The 18,346-nt window shown below is 55.5% G+C and carries 19 protein-coding genes; 4 read left to right on the top strand and 15 right to left on the bottom strand.

Annotation, left to right across the window (positions count from 1 at the left end; genetic code table 11):
• Positions 1-77: 77 nt before the first annotated feature.
• The 6 genes from AUP42_RS10900 to AUP42_RS10875 form a co-directional block, all read right to left on the bottom strand.
• Positions 78-1,085 carry an ABC transporter ATP-binding protein gene (locus AUP42_RS10900; protein ID WP_062951633.1) on the bottom strand — a complete coding sequence of 336 codons (1,008 nt, stop codon included), beginning with the start codon at positions 1,083-1,085 and terminating at the stop codon, positions 78-80.
• A gap of 39 nt (positions 1,086-1,124) precedes the next feature.
• Positions 1,125-1,955: a carbohydrate ABC transporter permease gene (locus AUP42_RS10895; RefSeq protein ID WP_062951632.1), complete on the bottom strand. Its 831-nt coding sequence runs from the start codon at positions 1,953-1,955 to the stop codon at positions 1,125-1,127.
• A 10-nt stretch (positions 1,956-1,965) separates the two neighbouring features.
• Positions 1,966-2,838 (bottom strand): carbohydrate ABC transporter permease, encoded by an 873-nt coding sequence (locus tag AUP42_RS10890; RefSeq protein ID WP_062951631.1) that lies wholly within the window; start codon positions 2,836-2,838, stop codon positions 1,966-1,968.
• 146 nt (positions 2,839-2,984) lie between these two features.
• Positions 2,985-4,298, bottom strand: a complete 1,314-nt coding sequence (locus tag AUP42_RS10885) for an ABC transporter substrate-binding protein (protein WP_062951630.1) — start codon at positions 4,296-4,298, stop codon at positions 2,985-2,987.
• A 195-nt stretch (positions 4,299-4,493) separates the two neighbouring features.
• Positions 4,494-5,447: a sugar-binding transcriptional regulator gene (locus AUP42_RS10880; RefSeq protein ID WP_062951629.1), complete on the bottom strand. Its 954-nt coding sequence runs from the start codon at positions 5,445-5,447 to the stop codon at positions 4,494-4,496.
• A gap of 173 nt (positions 5,448-5,620) precedes the next feature.
• Entirely contained in the window at positions 5,621-6,640 is a 1,020-nt protein-coding gene (locus tag AUP42_RS10875) for an aspartate-semialdehyde dehydrogenase (RefSeq protein ID WP_062951628.1), read from the bottom strand.
• Positions 6,641-7,059: 419 nt separating this feature from the next.
• Between AUP42_RS10875 and AUP42_RS10870 the strand changes: the two genes are divergently transcribed.
• The 4 genes from AUP42_RS10870 (at position 7,060) to sigJ (ending at position 10,422) form a co-directional block, all read left to right on the top strand.
• A complete protein-coding gene (locus tag AUP42_RS10870) occupies positions 7,060-8,295 on the top strand; it encodes an SAM-dependent methyltransferase (RefSeq protein ID WP_231858241.1) in 1,236 nt (411 codons plus the stop codon).
• A 157-nt stretch (positions 8,296-8,452) separates the two neighbouring features.
• Positions 8,453-8,878: a hypothetical protein gene (locus AUP42_RS10865; protein ID WP_062951627.1), complete on the top strand. Its 426-nt coding sequence runs from the start codon at positions 8,453-8,455 to the stop codon at positions 8,876-8,878.
• Between the two features lie 109 nt (positions 8,879-8,987).
• Entirely contained in the window at positions 8,988-9,422 is a 435-nt protein-coding gene (locus AUP42_RS10860) for a carboxymuconolactone decarboxylase family protein (protein WP_062951626.1), read from the top strand.
• A gap of 115 nt (positions 9,423-9,537) precedes the next feature.
• On the top strand, positions 9,538-10,422 hold the full coding sequence (sigJ, locus tag AUP42_RS10855; protein ID WP_231858240.1) for an RNA polymerase sigma factor SigJ: 885 nt from the start codon (positions 9,538-9,540) through the stop codon (positions 10,420-10,422).
• A 54-nt stretch (positions 10,423-10,476) separates the two neighbouring features.
• Here sigJ and leuB read toward each other — a convergent pair whose 3' ends face one another.
• From leuB to ffh, 9 genes are all read right to left on the bottom strand, one after another.
• Positions 10,477-11,580 carry a 3-isopropylmalate dehydrogenase gene (gene leuB, locus AUP42_RS10850; RefSeq protein ID WP_062951624.1) on the bottom strand — a complete coding sequence of 368 codons (1,104 nt, stop codon included), beginning with the start codon at positions 11,578-11,580 and terminating at the stop codon, positions 10,477-10,479.
• 89 nt (positions 11,581-11,669) lie between these two features.
• Positions 11,670-12,281 (bottom strand): 3-isopropylmalate dehydratase small subunit, encoded by a 612-nt coding sequence (gene leuD / locus AUP42_RS10845; protein ID WP_062951623.1) that lies wholly within the window; start codon positions 12,279-12,281, stop codon positions 11,670-11,672.
• A gap of 5 nt (positions 12,282-12,286) precedes the next feature.
• Complete coding sequence (locus AUP42_RS10840; RefSeq protein WP_062951622.1) at positions 12,287-12,475, bottom strand: hypothetical protein; 189 nt, start codon at positions 12,473-12,475, stop codon at positions 12,287-12,289.
• 11 nt (positions 12,476-12,486) lie between these two features.
• Positions 12,487-13,893, bottom strand: coding sequence for a 3-isopropylmalate dehydratase large subunit (leuC, locus tag AUP42_RS10835; protein ID WP_062951621.1), 1,407 nt, complete (start codon positions 13,891-13,893; stop codon positions 12,487-12,489).
• Positions 13,894-14,471: 578 nt separating this feature from the next.
• Complete coding sequence (gene rplS / locus AUP42_RS10830) at positions 14,472-14,876, bottom strand: 50S ribosomal protein L19 (protein WP_007089127.1); 405 nt, start codon at positions 14,874-14,876, stop codon at positions 14,472-14,474.
• Positions 14,877-14,879: 3 nt separating this feature from the next.
• Positions 14,880-15,596, bottom strand: coding sequence for a tRNA (guanosine(37)-N1)-methyltransferase TrmD (gene trmD, locus AUP42_RS10825; RefSeq protein WP_062951620.1), 717 nt, complete (start codon positions 15,594-15,596; stop codon positions 14,880-14,882).
• A gap of 3 nt (positions 15,597-15,599) precedes the next feature.
• A complete protein-coding gene (rimM, locus tag AUP42_RS10820) occupies positions 15,600-16,274 on the bottom strand; it encodes a ribosome maturation factor RimM (RefSeq protein ID WP_062951619.1) in 675 nt (224 codons plus the stop codon).
• 45 nt (positions 16,275-16,319) lie between these two features.
• Positions 16,320-16,724, bottom strand: a complete 405-nt coding sequence (rpsP, locus tag AUP42_RS10815; RefSeq protein WP_007089124.1) for a 30S ribosomal protein S16 — start codon at positions 16,722-16,724, stop codon at positions 16,320-16,322.
• Positions 16,725-16,850: 126 nt separating this feature from the next.
• The gene (gene ffh / locus AUP42_RS10810) at positions 16,851-18,335 is read right to left on the bottom strand and encodes a signal recognition particle protein (protein ID WP_062951618.1); all 1,485 of its coding nucleotides are present in this window, start codon (positions 18,333-18,335) and stop codon (positions 16,851-16,853) included.
• Positions 18,336-18,346 lie beyond the last annotated feature (11 nt).

The raw sequence follows: 18,346 nt of genomic DNA, 5'->3' as shown, positions 1-18,346 counted from the left end.
TTTGGTCTCACATTCTTGTGGTGGTAAGGCGGGGCCGCATGGCGTGTGGGGCAATGCGGCCCGGTTGTTTGGAAATCTTAAAGCTTGCCCAGTGCGATGCCGTTCGCGTCAAAGCGGTGGATGCGGTCCTGTTCCGGGGTCAGCCAGATCTTGTCATGCTCGCCCAGCGGGACTTCGCCGGTTGCGCGCACTGTCATCGGGCCAAAGCCCTCTGCATTGACGTGCAGATAGGTTTCGGCACCAAGATGTTCGGCAATCTTGACGGTTGCGGGAAGGTCGCCGCTTTCGGTGCTGACCGCGACATGTTCGGGACGAATGCCGATTTCGTGGCAGTCGTGCTTTTTGGCGTAATCGCCACCGATGAAGTTCATTTTCGGTGACCCGATGAAGCCCGCGACAAACTTGTTGGCAGGATTGTTATAAAGGTCCATCGGCTTGCCGACCTGTTCCACACGGCCTGCCTGCAACACGACGATCTTGTCGGCCATGGTCATGGCTTCGACCTGATCGTGAGTCACATAGATCATCGTGGTTTTCAGTTCCTGATGAAGGCCGGTGATTTCAAGGCGCATATTGACGCGAAGGGCCGCATCAAGGTTCGAGAGCGGTTCATCAAACAGGAAGGCGGCCGGGTTGCGCACAATCGCGCGACCGATTGCGACACGCTGGCGCTGACCACCGGAAAGCGCGCCGGGGCGGCGTTCCAGATAATCGGTCAGGTTCAGGATTTTGGCCGCGTTCTGGACCTTTTCATCGATGACCGCCTTGCTTTCACCAGCCATTTTCAGGCCAAAGGCGATGTTGTTATAGACCGTCATATGCGGGTAAAGCGCATAGGACTGAAACACCATCGAAAGGCCGCGTTTGGCCGGTGCCTCGTTTGCGACATCGACCCCGTTGATAAGGATCTTGCCGTCGGTAACGTCTTCAAGACCGGCGATCAGGCGAAGAAGGGTGGATTTGCCGCAGCCCGACGGGCCGACAAAGACGACGAATTCACCATCATTAATGTCAAGGTCCACACCCGGAATAACATCCAGTGTCCCGAAGGTTTTCTTGACTTTTTCCAGTCGGATAGCACCCATTTCGGTGTTCCTTCTTGTTGAATTTCGATCAGGCAGCGGTTACTTGACCGCGCCAAATGTCAGGCCACGAACAAGCTGCTTCTGCGAGAACCAGCCGATGATAAGGATCGGAGCAACCGCCAGCGTCGAGGCCGCCGAAAGCTTGGACCAGAACAACCCTTCCGGACTGGAATAGGATGCAATGAAAGCGGTCAGCGGTGCGGCATCAGCGGTGGTCAGGTTCAGGGTCCAGAAAGCTTCGTTCCAGGCCAGGATGATGTTGAGCAGCATGGTCGATGCAATGCCCGGAACCGCCATTGGCAACAGCACAAAGATGATTTCCTTGGGCAGGGTGGCGCCATCCATGCGGGCGGCTTCAAGGATGTCGCTCGGGATTTCCTTGAAATAGGTGTAAAGCATCCAGACCATGATCGGCAGGTTCATCAGGAACAGAACCATGATCAGACCGAACCGGGTATCAAGCAGGCCCCAGTCGCGGAACACCAGATAGATCGGTACCAGCACGCCGACCGGTGGCATCATCTTGGTCGACAGCATCCAGAGAAGGGCGTCTTTGGTTCGTTTGGTCGGGTTGAAGGCCATGGCCCATGCGCAGGGCACCGCAAAAAGCAGACCCACCAGAGTTGAGCCGACCGACAGGATGACCGAATTCATGGCAAACCGGAAATAATCGGATCGTGCCTGAACCTCGGCATAGTTTTCCAGCGTCCAGTCAAACGAAATGAAGCTTGGCGGTATCGATACGGCTTCAAGTTCGGTCTTGAAGCTGGTCAGGACCATCCAGAAAATCGGGAAGAAGATCAGAAGGCCAACAATCCAGGCAAAGATCGAGAAACCGATATGGCCAAGGGGTGTTTGTTTGTTTTCCATCTCGTGTCCCTTACCTGTCCAGGTTCTTGCCAATGAGGCGGATCAGGAAGATCGCCACGATATTTGCCAGAACGACAGCGACAATGCCGCCCGCCGATGCGCCGCCAACGTCGTATTGCAGCAAAGCCTGCGTATAGACGAGGAAGGCAATGTTCGTCGTTGCCAGACCCGGGCCACCACCGGTGGTCACGAAAATTTCGGCAAAGACGGTCAGCAGGAAGATCGTTTCGATCAGCACGACGACCGTGATCGCACGGCTGAGATGGGGCAGCGTGATATAGAAGAAAATCGAAACCGGACCGGCGCCATCCATCTGGGCGGCTTCCTTCTGATCGCGGTCAAGCGACTGAAGGGCGGTCAGCAGGATCAGAACGGCAAAGGGCAGCCATTGCCATGACACCATGATGATGATGGCCGTTAGCGGTGCCTCGGAAAACCAGTCGATGGACTGGAAGCCAAGCGAGTTCGCGATCCAGGCAAACATGCCCGATACCGGATGCATCAGAAGGTTTTTCCAAACCAGCGCATTCACGGTCGGCATGATAAAGAAGGGGGCAATCACCAGCAGGCGCAGGATGCCGCGGCCAAAAATCGGCTGATCCAGCATCAGGCCCAGCAGAACACCGCCGACCACCGTGATCACAAGTACCGATCCGACAAGCAGAAGCGTATTGGCGAGCGACGCAAAGAATGCCGGGTCGGTCAGGAAGAATTCATAGTTCAGCGTGCCGACCCATTCTTCCATACCGGGAGAGAGCAGGTTGTAACGCAGGAACGAAAAATAAATTGTCATGCCCAACGGCACGATCATCCACAAGAACAGCGCGATGATCGACGGTGCAGACATAATGCGCCCGGTCAGGGTAGAGGACCGTGTCGACATGATGTGCTCCCTGTTTGAAGTCCCTGTTGCCTCGATCCGGATGGAAAGAGGGTGGCGGTCAGAAGTGCCGCCACCCCAAGTTCATCAGGTCAAGGAGGCACAGGCCAGAACTCATTGCACGGAGCAGAGCACTGGCCTGTCATGCATCAGTAGTAACCAGCCTTGCGCATGGTGCGGTCGGTGCCTGACTGAGCGGCTGCAAGCGCATCTTCAACAGTCGAGGAACCGGCCAATGCGGCAGAGAACTGCTGGCCTACCGTGGTGCCGATACCCTGGAATTCAGGGATAGCGGCAAACTGAACACCGACATAAGGCTTCGGCTTCATGGTCGAATTGATCGGATCGGCACTGTCTATGGCGAGAAGGGTCTCGTCAGCAAACGGTGCGGCTTCCAGATATTTCGGGTTTTCGTACAGGGACATACGGGTACCCGGCGGTACGTTGGCCCAGCCTTCCTTGGAGGCTACGAGTTCCAGATAGTCTTTCGAGGTTGCCCAAGCGATGAATTTCTGGGCGGCTTCGACTTTCTGGGAGCCGGTCGGGATGCCAAGGTTCCATGCCCAGAGCCAGTTGGCTCCAGTGCAGGTTTCGGCACATGGGGCTTCGGTGAAGCCAACCTTGTCGGCAACGGTAGATTCTTTCGGGTTGCTGACAAAGGATGCTGCAACGGTTGCATCAATCCACATGCCGCATTTGCCCGAGTTGAACAGCGAAAGGTTTTCGTTAAAGCCGTTCGAGGTTGCGCCCGGAGGACCATATTTGCCGAGAATTTCGACATACATGTCGAGTGCGTTTTTCCATTCGGCGCTGTCGAAGGTCGGGTTCCAGTTCTCGTCAAACAGGCGCGCGCCATAGGCATTGCCCATGGTGGTGATCAGCGCCATGTTTTCGCCCCAGCCGGCCTTGCCGCGCAGGCAGATGCCATAAACACCGTTATCCGGGTCATGAAGCTTTTTGGCAATGTCGAGCGTCTGGTCCCAGGTCAGGCGACCATTGATGGTGATGCCTGCTTTTTCAAACAGATCGGTGCGGTACATCATCATCGAGCTTTCGGCATAGAAAGGTGCCGCATAAAGCTTGCCATCGTTGCTTACGGCGGAACGGATGGCGGGCATGATGTCATCGGTATCGTAATCGGCACCAAGGTTATCGAGCGGTGCCAGCCAGCCCTTTTCGGCCCAGATCGGAACCTCGTAGGTGCCGATGGTCATGATGTCATACTGACCGCCCTTGGTGGCGATGTCGGTGGTGACACGTTGACGCAGGGTGTTTTCTTCGAGCGTAACCCATTCAAGGGAAATGTCGGGGTTTTTGGAGGTGAAGTCGTCCGTCAGCTTCTGCATGCGGATCATGTCACCGTTGTTCACGGTAGCAATGGTAAGTTTTGTTTCGGCATTGGCGGAGAATGCGACACCGCCTGCCAACAGCGCGCAAAGCGCTGCTCCCGTTACGCGTTTCATAGTTCCTCCCAAAGGACTGTGTACCCGATGGGCAAATTATCTTGCCCGTTTGATCATTTGTTCAGGTAATGAGCATTCACTCAATTTGAGGGGTGTTTGTCAAACGAAATCGTTTTTGCGCTGCAACAAGAAAACCCCGCCAAAACTTTTGACGGGGTTGTTCTTTATCTTGATTCAAAAGGCGTTTTGCGGCGGTTATGCGCGCAGCAAAGCTTCGGCGGTGGCTTCGTCCGTGATCAGTGTGGTAATCAGTTTGCCGCGCATCGCCCCGCGAATCGCGGCGACTTTTTTCGCACCCTTGGCAACAGCAATCGTATTTTGCGCCGGAATATGGATCGGTGCACTGGTGACGCGGTGATTGACATCATGGTCAAGGATCACGCCATTTTCATCGAATGACCAACTGACTACCTCGCCGATGCCGCCGTTCTTTTGAAGCGACCGCAATTCATCCTTGCTGATGAAGCCATCAATATAAAGCGGTGCGTCGGCGCCAAGATCACCAACCCCGACAAAGCGCACATCGGCCTTGGCTGCCAGATGCATGATGTTATCCATGGGTGGCTGTTGCTGCATCTGGGCGCGCACATTGGCACTTTCGACAATCACCGGGATCGGTAAGGGATAGTGCGGCGCGCGGGTCCGGTCGGCCAGATCGGTGACCGCATCATAAAAACTTGCCGCACCGTCATGGGCAATCGTCCCGACCAGCGATACGATCTTGTGATGGCGGGCATCGACGCGTTGAACTTCGTCGACCATGCCACGCATGGCGCGCCCCGTGCCCACCGCGATGATCTTGGGATCAGGGGATAGCAGAACGCGTTCAAGATAGGTCGCAGCCGTCTGCGTCATGCCAAACATGGCATCGGGAGCGGCCGGATCGGTTGGCACCACATCACAATTGGCAAGGCCGTATTCCTTGCACAGCGAAGCGGCCAGTTCCATGCAGCGCGCAATCGGATGATCAAGGCGAACCTTGACCAGCCCTTCGCTAATGGCGGCAGACACCAGACGCTGTGCGGTCGGACGCGAAACACCAAGTTTGGTGGCGATTTCGTCCTGCGTGTTGCCAGCGCAGTAATACAGCCAGCCCGCGCGGGCGGCTTCGTCAAGCCTTGCAGCTTCTTTGCGTGTTCGTTTAACCATCCCTGTCCTCGATTTATTTTTCTTTATGGATCGCAACACTGATGGCGCGTGCGTTGATCAGTCTATCCTAAATTCCCTATCGTTTTTTTGCGGCTCTGACCAGCGGGAATGATCCGGACAAAAAGAAACCCGCCGGGATCGGCGGGTTTCGAAGACGTTCATTGCGGTTGCGATTATTTCTTTGGCAGATATTCCGCGACCAGCATTTCGGCGATCTGGACCGCGTTAAGGGCGGCTCCTTTCCGCAGGTTGTCGCCAACACACCAAAGCGAAAGACCGTTTTCAACCGTCGGGTCCTTGCGCACGCGCGAGACAAAAACATTGTCCTCGCCCTGGACTTCCTGAGGGGTGACATATCCCTCGTCCTGGCGGTAATCGACAACGGAGACGCCGGGGAAGTCCTTCATTGCCTTACGGGCTTCTTCGACTGTGACAGGCTGTTCGAATTCGATATTCACCGCTTCGGCATGGCCGACAAAAACCGGGACGCGAACGCAGGTCGCATGAACCGCGATATCCGGATCGAGGATTTTGCGGGTTTCGGCGGTCATTTTCCATTCTTCGCGGGTTGAACCGTCATCCATGAATTCGTCGATATGCGGAATGACGTTAAAGGCGATCTGTTTGGTGAATTGTTCCTTGACCGGCAGATCGTTGACGTAAATGCCCTTGGTCTGATTGAACAGCTCATCCATCGCCAACCGACCGGCACCGGAAACCGACTGATAGGTTGCAACGACAACGCGTTTGATCGGTTGCAGGTCATGCAGGGGTTTAAGCGCCATGACCATCTGAATGGTCGAACAGTTCGGATTGGCGATGATGTTTTTCTTGGCGTAACCGGCCAGCGCGGCACCATTTACCTCTGGCACGACCAGCGGTACACCGGGCTCCATCCGCCAGTAGCTGGAATTGTCGATGACAACGCAACCCGCAGCAGCAGCCTTGGGCGCCAGCGTTTTGGCCGTTGCACCACCGGCAGAGAACAGCGCGATATCGACCTTGGAAAAATCGAAGGTTGCGGCATCTACGACCTTGATTTCCTTGTCACCGTAATCCAGTTCGCGGCCGACCGAACGCGAGGAGGCGAGTGCGAAAATTTCATCGGCCGGAAATTGGCGTTCTTCAAGGGTGTTGAGCATCTCGCGCCCGACATTTCCGGTCGCGCCGACAACGGCGATTTTATAGCCCATCAGGAGCCTCTTTCAGTCATTCTGGCAGTGCTCGTACACTTTGCCCTTCTTTGGTAGAGGACAGTCGCGTTTTGCATATGCCTGTGGATAATCGTCTGTACAGTATGACGCGAGATGTAAGGTTTTATCGAGGTGCACGCAAGGAGATCATTGGCTATTACCTCTTGAGATTGCAAAAAAATCTGGCAGAATTATCCATGGGGTTCGAGTACCGAACCCTAAATCAGAATCGTTCGGCCCCGGCTTTGAGTTTTCTGTTTTCACTGTCTGCGGGTGCGCGGCCTATAGACTAGCCGTTTCCGCATTTCCTTTTCGAACGATTGACCAGACGATCCTGATTTAGGGTCCGGTACTTATGTGAAATCCGGCAACGGGTTTTACGTGGGGCGATGGCATTTCCGGCTTAAAAAGGACGGCAGATGACGTACCCGATGACATTGGACTGGACACAAAAAAAGGTTCTCGATTTTTTCCGGGAACATGTCACGCGCGGAACACTGGTATTCCGGGCGGACGATAGACACGAGATTGTTCTGGGGGATGGCAGCGATCCCAGGGCAACAATGACTGTACCGAACTGGAGCGACACATTGAAAATGGCGCTAAGTCCTGATCCGGGATTTGGCGAATCCTATATGCGTGGCGGTTTCGATGTTGTTTCCGGCGAGATGGAAGATCTGATCAGGGTCTTGCGGCTTAATTTCGAAGGCGGCCATTCGGCAAACGGATTTGGCCTTTTTATCGAAAAGCTGCAGGCGCTTAAATTCCAGATCGCGCAATTTACCTCGGTCAAGGCCGCGTCACGGCGCGTGCGCCATCATTATGATATCGGCAACGACCTTTATACCCGGTTTCTTGATCCGGAAATGCAGTATTCCTGCGCCTTCTGGGATGATGGTGCCCAGACACTGGAAGAAGCTCAAAACCGCAAGATGAGCCTGACGACCCAGCGTCTGAAGATCGATCAACCCGATCTTCGGGTGGTTGATATTGGCTGTGGCTGGGGCGGGCTTAGCCGCTTTATCCGGCGCACGACGGGGGCGGAGGTGCACGGTATTACGCTTTCGACCGAGCAATATAACTGGGCGCTGGAACGCAAAGAGGAACTGCCTGATAACTTCCACGAAGGTCTTGGCTATCATCTTCTGGATTACCGGCTGTTTGCCGATGCGAATGAAGGCAAGTACGACCGGGTTGTTTCGGTTGGCATGTTTGAACATGTCGGGCGGCCGCAGTTCAAAACCTATTTCGAGAAGGTCGGCAAATTGCTGAAAGCCGGGGGACGGGCGGTGATCCATACGATCATCAAGCCGCGTCCGGATTTTACGTCGCCCTGGATTGATCGATACATCTTCCCGGGAGGATATATTCCGGCGGTGCACGAAGTTATCGAAGCTGCCGAGAATGCCGACCTTAAAGTCGAAGCATCGCATTTTCACGCGGGACTGAACTATGCCCGAACCCTGATCGCATGGCGCGACCGGTTCCGCGAGATTGCCGATCAGCTTGACCCGGAAAAATACGACACCGAGTTTAAACGGATGTGGGAATTTTATCTGGCGGGCTGCATCAATGCCTTTGACGAGCGCGAAGGCGGCGGTGGCATGCGGGTCGGGCAGTTTGTTTTCACCAAACCCGGTTATCGTTTTACGTAAAAACGCATCGGTCGGGCTGTCGTTTTGCGATGGCCCGACCCATATATACCCAATGTTCAAACGGGCCGCAGAGTCCGAACTTTGATAATGCGTGTCGTGGGTCAACCGGCACGGCGCGCGGTGTTCATACCCGGTTGTTCCTTCGGGAGGAAACAACATGCTGAACATGACACACCGGGATAACCCGGTTACACGTGCATATTCCACCCAGATCACCCACCGTACCGGACCGCATATCGGCCGCGTTGATGATTATGTCCGTGCGCTTAAATCCATTGAGATATCCAGTTGCGAACGCGATATGCTTCGGGCCCATGCCAAGGCACCGGGGCGGGAAATTACGGGCAATCAACTGGCAAATACGATTGGTCATTTCGGGTCCCGGATCGGAAACAAGAAATATGGCAAACTGGCCCGCAAGATTGCGGCAGCGGCCGAATTGCCGACCTGCAAATCCGATGTCAGCGATTATCTGGCAGCGGTTTTCACATTGGCCGATGGTGCGCAGCAAAACAGCGAAGACTGGCATTGGGTCATGCATGAAGAAGTTGTCGAAGCCCTGAAAAAGACCCGCATCGTGTAGAATTTCGGGCGTTATAAAGTTTTTTGGTCGGATATGTAACGTGGGCCAAAGCTGTTTCGTCCTGATTGCAGAGGGGATTTCCCCCGGTTTGCAATCACGGAGAAACATGATGAGCCGTTTTGACGTTCCGAAATCGAGCCCGAAAATTTTTGAAGCGATGCTGGGTCTTGCCAGCAGCCTTGAAGATAACCCTCAGATCCCGCGTGTCCTGCGCGATCTGGTGGAATGCCGGGTGTCGCAAATCAATGGATGTTCGCATTGCCTGCGCATGCATTCCAAAAGTCATGCCGATCACGGCGGTGATGCGATCAAGGTGACCATGCTGGCGGTCTGGCGTGCGGCCAAAGGGTATGACGAAGCAGAACGGGCAGCACTTGACTGGGCGGAATGCCTGACAGAGGCCGTTGATCAGGACCGTATTTCGCAAAGCTATCGCAATCTTGTCGATCATTTCGAAAAAGACGCCATTTCCGAGCTGACCTGCATCATTTCAACGATGAATGCCTGGAACCGTCTTGGTATTGCGCAGCATGAGTTTGCCTGATCGCAATCCCCGATCCGATAGGGTCTTTGCTTCGTCAGACCTATCGGGCAGGATGACCACCAAATCGGCGATACGGGCTTGTCCCGTATCGCTTCATGTGTTTGACGGGGATCGCATGGCAGATCAGGTTTTCGAAACCCATCGCGGGCGGCTGCATGCCCTGGCCTATCGCATGCTGGGCAGTCATGCCGATGCCGAAGATGCCGTGCAGGATGTCTGGTTGCGCTGGCGGGCGACAACAAAGGATGACATCCGCGATGCCACGGCGTGGCTGGTGCGGGTATGTAGCAATATCTGCCTTGATGTTCTGAAATCGGCCCGTCGCCAGCGTGAAAATTATGTCGGGCAGTGGTTGCCCGAACCCTGGGCGCCTGTGGTTGAGGCGGAAGCCGAAAACAACCTGATTGAACGGGATGGCCTGGGGCAGGCCTATGTGATGATGCTTGAACGCTTGGGACCGGTCGAACGGGTTGCCCTTGTCCTGCATGATGTTTTTGACTGGTCACACGAGGAAATTGCCCCGGTGATCGAGCGGACCGAAAACAATACCCGCCAGATCCTGTTTCGCGCGCGCCGCAAGGTGAACCGCGAACATGACCGCGACCCGACACCGGTTCCCGATAGTGAAGCCGCTGATAAGGGGCAGGTTACCGCTTTTGTCGATGCCCTGATCGGCGGGGATTTGCAGGCCCTGATCGGGCAGTTGGCACCCAATGTGATCATGCATTCCGATAGTGGCGGCAAGGCCCCGGCGGCGGCAAATCCGATTTATGGTGCGGAAAAGGTTGCGCGCTTCTTTACCGGTGTCTGGCGCAAAAAGGCCGAGAACGCGGTGGAAAGCATTGCGTTTGACGGAACAGATTACTGGCTGCTGCTGCATGAAGGCGAAAGCCTTGTCTCGGCCGTTGGATTTGCACAGAAAGACGGTGCGGTGGTGGATATTTTTGTTCACCGGAACCCGGACAAGCTTGTTTTCCTGCAACATCTGGGACGGGCATAGAAAAAGGCCGGATCAATGATCCGGCCTTTGTTCTTTGAGGCGTGATCAGAAAGATCAGGCGATCTTGTCGAGTTCGTTGATCAGCGATTCACCCATGACGGTGGTCGAAACCTTTGCCATGCCCGGCTGCATGATGTCAGCGGTGCGCAGTCCGCCTTTCAGAACGTTCTGAACCGCGGTTTCGATCAGGGTGGCATCATCGCCCATGTCGAACGAGTAACGCAGCATCATGGCGAATGAGAGGATGGTTGCCAGTGGGTTGGCGATATCCTGGCCAGCGATGTCCGGGGCGGAGCCGTGTACCGGCTCGTAAAGCGCCTTGCGCGCACCGTTTTCATCGGCAGCACCCAGCGATGCAGACGGCAGCATACCGAGCGACCCGGTCAGCATTGCGGCACAATCGGAAAGGATGTCGCCAAACATGTTGGTGGTGACCATCACGTCAAACTGTTTCGGATTACGGACCAGCTGCATGGAGGCGTTATCAACATACATGTGGCTGACTTCGACTTCCGGGAAGTCCTTGGCAACGCGTTCAACAACTTCGCGCCACAGGACGGTCGATTCCAGAACGTTGGCCTTATCAACCGAGCACAGTCGTTTGTTGCGCTTCATGGCCATGTCAAAGGCGACACGGGCGATACGTTCAACTTCCGGCTCGGAATAAACCAGCGTGTTGAAGCCAAAACGCACACCGTCTCGTTCTTCGATGCCGCGTGGCTGACCGAAATAGATGCCGCCGGTCAGTTCGCGCAGGATCATGATATCCAGACCCTTGACGATGTCTTCCTTCAGCGTCGAGGCACCGACAAGCGCATCAAACACAAGTGCCGGACGCAGATTGGCAAACAGGCCCATTTCCTTGCGGATTTTCAGAAGGCCGCGTTCCGGTTTGATTTCAAACGGAAGGTTATCCCATTTCGGACCACCAACAGCACCGAGCAGAACCGCATCGGCCGCCATGGCATCGGCAAGCGTTTCATCGGTCAGCGGATTGTTGTGCGCATCGATCGACGCGCCACCGATCAGACCTTCGGTGATTTCGAAATTGACGTTACGCTTCTTGGCCATCCAGTCCATGACGCGCTGAACCTGACGCATGACTTCGGGGCCAATGCCGTCGCCGGGCAGCATCAGAACTTTTTTGGTGGTGCTCATCAAACAATCCTTCCCAGATATTATCGGGGCCGCACACCCCGTATCGACAAAAAGGGCGGCAAACCCGAACGGTCTGCCGCCTCTTTGAATTACAGCGACAGCCAGGGCTGCGACGCAGCGCGCTTGGCTTCAAAATCGTTGATCGCATCGCCTTTCTGAAGGGTCAGACCGATGTCATCAAGGCCGTTCAACAGGCAATGTTTGCGGAACGGTTCGACATCAAACTTGATGCAGCCGCCATCCGGACCATGGATTTCCTGTTTTTCAAGATCGATGGTGATGGTGGCGTTTTCACCGCGTTCGGCGTCATCCATCAGCTTGTCGACATCTTCCTGCGGCAGACGGATCGGCAGGATGCCGTTCTTGAAGCAGTTGTTATAGAAAATGTCGGCAAAGCTTGGTGCGATGATGCAGCGAATGCCGAAATCAAGCAGCGACCAGGGCGCATGTTCACGCGACGAACCACAGCCAAAGTTGTCACCCGATACGATGATCTTGGCATTGCGATAGGCCGGTTTGTTCAGGACGAAATCCGGGATTTCGTTGCCCTTGTCGTCGTAACGCATTTCATCAAACAGGTTCTTGCCAAGGCCCGAACGCTTGATGGTTTTCAGGAACTGTTTCGGGATGATCATGTCAGTATCGACATTGATCATCGGTAGCGGTGCTGCCACACCGGTGAGGGTCGTGAACTTATCCATTAATCTTATCCCTTGCTTCCAGTTTCCCAGGCAAGACCAAGTGCCTCGATCAGTTCCTCGGTTGCGTCGATATCCTTCGCAACGAATTCGGGCAGATTGATCCCGGTCAGCTGCGGAAGCAGTTGTTCAAGGATCGGGGCCCTGCCACAGCGCGCGGCGCCGTCACGGAAACTGATGAATGACTGTTCTGCCATGGGTTTCTGCCTTAACCGAGTTTGCGGACGTCAGTCAGATGACCGGTGACTGCCGCTGCCACGGCCATCGCCGGGCTGAGCAGGTGGGTACGGCCACCACGGCCCTGACGGCCTTCGAAGTTACGGTTGGAGGTCGATGCGCAACGTTCGCCCGGTTCCAGTCGGTCCGGGTTCATCGCAAGGCACATCGAGCAGCCCGGTTCACGCCATTCAAAACCGGCTTCGAGGAAGATCTCGTGCAGGCCTTCGGCTTCTGCCTGTTCCTTGACCAGACCGGAACCCGGAACGACCATGGCACTGACATGATCGGCAACCTTGCGACCCTTGGCGATAACCGCCGCGGCGCGCAGGTCTTCGATGCGGCCATTGGTGCAGGAACCGATAAAAACGCGATCAATCCTGATGTCTTCGATATTGGTGCCAGCCGTCAGGCCCATATATTCGAGCGAACGGGCGATGGCTTTCTGTTTGCCGGGGTCTTTGGCGTCGGACGGTGCCGGCACTTTGCCGTTAACCGGTACGACGTCTTCGGGGCTCGTGCCCCAGGTGACCTGCGGGATGATGTCGGCAGCATCGATTTCGACGATCTTGTCGTAATGCGCACCTTCGTCAGACGGCAGCGTCTTCCAGTATTCGACGGCCTGTTCGAACGCCGCACCTTTGGGCGCCATCGGGCGGCCCTTGATATATTCAAAGGTTTTTTCGTCCGGTGCGATAAGGCCCGCGCGTGCACCGCCTTCGATCGACATGTTGCAAACGGTCATGCGGCCTTCCATCGACAGCGACCGAATGGCCGAACCGGCATATTCGATCACATAGCCGGTGCCACCGGCCGTGCCGATGCGCCCGATGATGGCAAGGGTCACGTCCTTGGCGGTAACGCCCGGATGCAGATCGCCTTCTACCTTGACCAGCATGTTTTTCGCCGGTTTCTGAACCAGCGTCTGAGTGGCCAGAACATGTTCGACTTCAGACGTGCCGATACCGAATGCCAGGGTGCCAAATGCGCCGTGGGTCGAGGTGTGCGAGTCGCCGCAGACCATGGTAATACCCGGCAGGGTGAAACCTTCTTCGGGGCCGACAATGTGAACGATGCCCTGACGCAGGTCATTCATCGGGAAGTAATGGATGCCGGTATCCTTGGCGTTCTGGTCAAGGGTGTTGACCTGGATACGGCTGTCTTCTTCCTTGATGCCTTCGGAACGGTCCGTGGTCGGAACGTTATGATCCGGAACGGCAAGGGTGAGTTCCGGGTGGCGCACTTTGCGGCCAGAATTGCGAAGGCCTTCGAAAGCCTGCGGGCTGGTCACTTCATGAACGAGATGGCGGTCAATATAAATCAGGCAGGTACCATCATCCTGCGTATCGACCACGTGACTTTCCCAAATCTTGTCAAAAAGGGTTTTAGGCGCACCCATCTCGACCTCCTCTTAAAATCGATCTTGTATGCAGCGACGACCAGACAGTTGTGCCGGCAATGGACGTTAAACCGGGGATGTTTTTTACGACGGCAATCCCTGGATTGCGATGTCATGCGGCGCACTGTGTCGCCTGTTCCTCCGGGCATCCGGGTTTGTCCCGATATGCGAAATTTTATTATCCAGAACCGCACGGACTTGATCGTTTTTGCCGCGGGAGTGCCTTTATACACTCAAGCTTCCAAATCGCAAGCAACCGGGCGCGTGTTTTTTTACGCAATTACATCCCAAAGTAGATTCAGGGAAAATTGAGCATCCTGTAGTAGCCAAAACAACCAGATTCCGGGGGATGCGGCCAAAACAGGGATATCTGATATAAAATAAAGTTATATGTTATTCGCAAGGTTTCCGCGCGTTACATCAATCGGGCGCGAAAACCGGCGATTCGATATGATGCACGTATAAAGTGTATTTCGGGGTTCTTTGTCGCCCGAAACACAGGCAAAAGAAATAGCCCAAAAGAAACGGGCCCACCCGAAGGTGAGCCCGTAAATCATTCCGACAATACGGAACGCAGATTATTTCTTGCGTTCTGCAGCGGTCAGTTTGCCTTTGTGACCGGTGGTCTGTTCGGCGATACGCGCCGATTTACCGGTACGGCCACGCAGGTAGTAAAGTTTTGCGCGACGAACGTCACCACGACGGACGACTTCGATTTTGTCGATCGCCGGGGAGTAGTTCTGGAAGATACGCTCGACACCTTCGCCCGATGCGATTTTACGCAGGGTGAAGGACGAGTTCAGGCCGCGGTTTTTCTTGGCGATGCAGACGCCTTCGAACTGCTGGATACGCTCGCGGGTGCCTTCAACGACTTTCAGGTGAACACGGACGGTGTCGCCTGCGTCGAATTCCGGAACTTCGCGTTTTGCAGCGATTTTATCGAGCTGATCTTTTTCGATCTGCTGGATGATTGCGTTGGTCATGGTTTAACCCTCTTTGATGTGCCCGCGTGCGACATACTGATCCCAAAGGTCAGGACGCCGAGCACGGGTAATTTCCTCTGCCTGAGCATGCCGCCAGGCTTGTACCTTGGCATGATGTCCGGAAAGCAAGATCTCCGGCACGTCACGCCCGTTCCAATTGGCCGGGCGCGTGTAATGCGGATATTCAAGCAACCCGGTTTCAAAGCTTTCCTCGTCGACGGATTCGGTCTTGTTGACCACACCTTCGATAAGGCGAATGCACGATTCAATCAGGACCATGGCCGGCAGTTCGCCGCCCATGAGGATGTAATCGCCAATGCTGATTTCCTCGACCGCGTGTTCATCAAGTACGCGCTGGTCGATACCTTCGTAGCGACCGCACAACAGGATGGCACCCGGTCCCGCTGCCAGTTCGCGGCAACGTTTCTGGTTCAGCATTTTCCCGCGCGGGCTGAGATAAATCAGCGGCAATTGCGGAGCTTCCGCACGCAATTCACGCAGGGTGGCGTCGACAATATCCGGGCGCATGACCATACCGGCCCCACCCCCGAAAGGATTGTCGTCAACAGTGCGGTGACGGTCGGTTGCATGATCACGGATGTCTTTGACATCCAGCGACCAGATCCCGTTTTCCAGTGCCCGTCCGGCCAGAGACTGGCCGAGCGCGCCCGGGAACATTTCCGGGAACAGGGTTGCAACCTTGGCCTGCCACACAGACATCGATCAGGCCTCCTTTCCGCTGCCGGTCGCATTTTCTGCGCCTACTGCATCGGCAGTGACGGCATCAGAATCGCGGTCGGCCTGAGAGTCCTTGCGGGAGCTGCCCGGACGGCGGGTACGATTTCCCGGTCCTTCTTCTTCCTGCAAAAGCCCCTCGGGCGGATTTACCACCAGCTTGCGTTCCGAAAGCACCACATCGGGCACGACTTCCTTGGTAAACGGCAGAACGACGACTTTGCCACGGACTTCTTCCAGCGCGATTTCGATCACATCGCCCGCGCCAAAATCAGCCACACCCCGTACCGTCCCGAACAGCGAACCATCAACATGATGGGCTTTCAGGCCGACAAGATCGGCAAGATAGAATTCGTCTTCGTCTTCCGTTTCCGGCAGGGCCGTCCGCGGTACGTAAAGCTTGGTTCCCCGCAGCCGTTCGGCGGCGTCCCGGTCGTTCACACCATCGATCTTGGCGATCAGCTGGTCGCGAACATGTCCGACAGGAGACAGTTTGAATTTCGCCTGTCCCTTGGCGTCGAACAACGGGCCGTAACCGACAAGGTTATCCGGATCGACGGTATAGCTTTTGACGCGCACGGCACCACGCACCCCGTGCGGGGCGGTGATCATGCCGACGCAGACAAATGCATCGTCGGTTTTGGATTTGCGGGTATCAGCCATTTCGGTTCACAAATTTCCGGTATCTGATCAAAGCGTGCGAAAAGCTTATTCTTCGCTGGCAGCTTCTTCAGCAGGAGCCGCAGCAGCTTCGGCAGCTGCAGCAGCAGCGGCTTCGGCTTTTTCAGCTTTCTCACGAAGGCGTTCCTGGGCTTTCGCCTTCGGAGCAGACTTCTGGGGCTGTTCGGTCGGTTTGAACGCGTCAGCCAGGCCAGCTTTGCCCAGGAAACGTGCAACACGATCGGTCGGCTGTGCGCCAACGCCCAGCCAATATTTGATGCGCTCTTCTTTGAAGGTCACGCGGTTGTCAGCATCCTTCGGGAGCATCGGATCATAGGTACCGACTTTCTCGATGAAGCTGCCGTCACGCGGGGCACGGGCATCTGCAACTACGATACGGTAGTACGGACGCTTTTTGGCACCGCCACGGGAAAGACGAATCTTGACAGCCATTCGGATAAGTTCCTTTCAGCTTGGGTTTGTAGTCTTCAAGTTACGATCCCGGAGGATCAATTTATTCCGGTTCAGGGAACCGGGGTGTTTGGTTCTTTCGAAAAATCTTGAGAACCGGGGGCTTGGCTATTTCTTTTTACCGAACCCCGGAAATCCCGGCGGCAAACCACCGCCGCCCAATCCCGGGAACCCGGGCGGTAATCCGCCCCCGGCACCGGGAAATCCTTTTGGCAACTTGCTCATATCGGGCATGTCGCCGCCTTCGAGCATCGAGGGATCCATTTTCGGCATGCCGCCAAACAGTCCCTTTTTGCCCATCTTGCCCATCTTTTTGATCATGGTGGACATGGTCTGATACTGTTTGAGCAGCTTGTTCACATCCTGAACCGAAAGACCGCAGCCTGCGGCAATACGCTTTTTGCGCGATGCCTTGATCAGGGCCGGGTTTTCTCGTTCCTTGGGCGTCATCGACAGGATGATCGCCTCCTGATGGGTCAGAAGTTTGGGATCAAGCTTGGTCTGCGACATCTGTTTTTTCAGCGCGCCCATGCCCGGCAGCATCCCCATGATGCCGGAAAGATCACCCATTTTCTGAAGCTGCTTGAGCTGGGAAAGAAGATCGTTCAGGTCAAACTGACCCTTTGCGAGCTTCTTCGCCATTTTCTCGGCGTCTTCCTGTTTGATCGTCTCGGCAGCCTTTTCAACAAGGCTGACGACATCGCCCATACCGAGGATACGGTTGGCGATACGATCCGGATGGAAGGCTTCCATCTCGTCGATTTTTTCACCGGTACCGAGCATCTTGATCGGGCAGCCGGTGATCTGACGCATCGAAAGAGCCGCACCACCGCGTGCATCACCGTCGATACGGGTCAGAACGATACCGGTAATGCCGACCTTTTCGGCGAATTCCTTGGCCACATTGACCGAGTCCTGACCGGTCATCGCATCGGTGACCAGAAGGGTTTCGGCCGGGTTGACCGCGTCACGGACCTGGGCGACCTCGCTCATCAGTTCCATATCGATATGCAGGCGACCTGCAGTATCGAGGATGACGGCGTCATAGCCTTCCTTGCGGCCCATATCCATTGCGCGTTTTGCGATCGATACCGGCTTTTCGCCCATAATGATCGGCAGAACGTTCAGGCCGTTATTGTCGGCCAGAATTTTCAACTGCTGCTGGGCGGCCGGGCGATAGATATCAAGCGACGCCAGCAGGACTTTCTTGTTGCGCTTTTTGGTCAGATGCAGCGCGATCTTGGCCGAGCTCGTGGTTTTACCCGAACCCTGCAGACCGACCATCAGGATCGGAACCGGCGGGGTGGCCGCAAGGTTGATATCCTCGCCTTCACCCAGCATGTTTTTCAGTTCGTCATGAACGATCTTGACGACCATCTGGCCCGGTGTGACCGAACGCAGAACGTCCTGACCAACCGCACGCTCGGTTGCATTGGTGATGAATGATTTGACGACCGGCAGCGCTACGTCAGCCTCAAGCAGGGCGACGCGTACTTCGCGCATGGCTTCCTTGACGTCGGATTCTTTCAGCGCGCCACGTCTGCGCAGCTTATCAAGAACCCCGCCAAGGCGATCGCTTAGTCCTTCAAACATTCCAAATCCCG

Source organism: Thalassospira lucentensis (assembly GCF_001613805.1).
GTDB classification, from domain to species: domain Bacteria; phylum Pseudomonadota; class Alphaproteobacteria; order Rhodospirillales; family Thalassospiraceae; genus Thalassospira; species Thalassospira lucentensis_A.
Note: the sequence above shows the minus strand (reverse complement) of the source record. Positions and strands in the feature narration are given on the sequence as shown.

Bases quoted from the DNA above. Each gene is read 5' to 3' on its own strand.
- AUP42_RS10885 (WP_062951630.1), bottom strand. From the start codon at position 4,298: ATGAAACGCGTAACGGGAGCAGCGCTTTGCGCGCTGTTGGCAGGCGGT.
- AUP42_RS10860 (WP_062951626.1), top strand. From the start codon at position 8,988: ATGAGCCGTTTTGACGTTCCGAAATCGAGCCCGAAAATTTTTGAAGCG.
- AUP42_RS10865 (WP_062951627.1), top strand. From the start codon at position 8,453: ATGCTGAACATGACACACCGGGATAACCCGGTTACACGTGCATATTCC.
- sigJ (WP_231858240.1), top strand. From the start codon at position 9,538: ATGGCAGATCAGGTTTTCGAAACCCATCGCGGGCGGCTGCATGCCCTG.
- leuD (WP_062951623.1), bottom strand. From the start codon at position 12,281: ATGGATAAGTTCACGACCCTCACCGGTGTGGCAGCACCGCTACCGATG.
- trmD (WP_062951620.1), bottom strand. From the start codon at position 15,596: ATGTCTGTGTGGCAGGCCAAGGTTGCAACCCTGTTCCCGGAAATGTTC.
- leuC (WP_062951621.1), bottom strand. From the start codon at position 13,893: ATGGGTGCGCCTAAAACCCTTTTTGACAAGATTTGGGAAAGTCACGTG.
- AUP42_RS10840 (WP_062951622.1), bottom strand. From the start codon at position 12,475: ATGGCAGAACAGTCATTCATCAGTTTCCGTGACGGCGCCGCGCGCTGT.
- ffh (WP_062951618.1), bottom strand. From the start codon at position 18,335: ATGTTTGAAGGACTAAGCGATCGCCTTGGCGGGGTTCTTGATAAGCTG.
- leuB (WP_062951624.1), bottom strand. From the start codon at position 11,580: ATGAGCACCACCAAAAAAGTTCTGATGCTGCCCGGCGACGGCATTGGC.
- AUP42_RS10895 (WP_062951632.1), bottom strand. From the start codon at position 1,955: ATGGAAAACAAACAAACACCCCTTGGCCATATCGGTTTCTCGATCTTT.
- rimM (WP_062951619.1), bottom strand. From the start codon at position 16,274: ATGGCTGATACCCGCAAATCCAAAACCGACGATGCATTTGTCTGCGTC.
- AUP42_RS10870 (WP_231858241.1), top strand. From the start codon at position 7,060: ATGACGTACCCGATGACATTGGACTGGACACAAAAAAAGGTTCTCGAT.
- AUP42_RS10900 (WP_062951633.1), bottom strand. From the start codon at position 1,085: ATGGGTGCTATCCGACTGGAAAAAGTCAAGAAAACCTTCGGGACACTG.
- rplS (WP_007089127.1), bottom strand. From the start codon at position 14,876: ATGACCAACGCAATCATCCAGCAGATCGAAAAAGATCAGCTCGATAAA.
- AUP42_RS10890 (WP_062951631.1), bottom strand. From the start codon at position 2,838: ATGTCGACACGGTCCTCTACCCTGACCGGGCGCATTATGTCTGCACCG.
- rpsP (WP_007089124.1), bottom strand. From the start codon at position 16,724: ATGGCTGTCAAGATTCGTCTTTCCCGTGGCGGTGCCAAAAAGCGTCCG.
- AUP42_RS10880 (WP_062951629.1), bottom strand. From the start codon at position 5,447: ATGGTTAAACGAACACGCAAAGAAGCTGCAAGGCTTGACGAAGCCGCC.
- AUP42_RS10875 (WP_062951628.1), bottom strand. From the start codon at position 6,640: ATGGGCTATAAAATCGCCGTTGTCGGCGCGACCGGAAATGTCGGGCGC.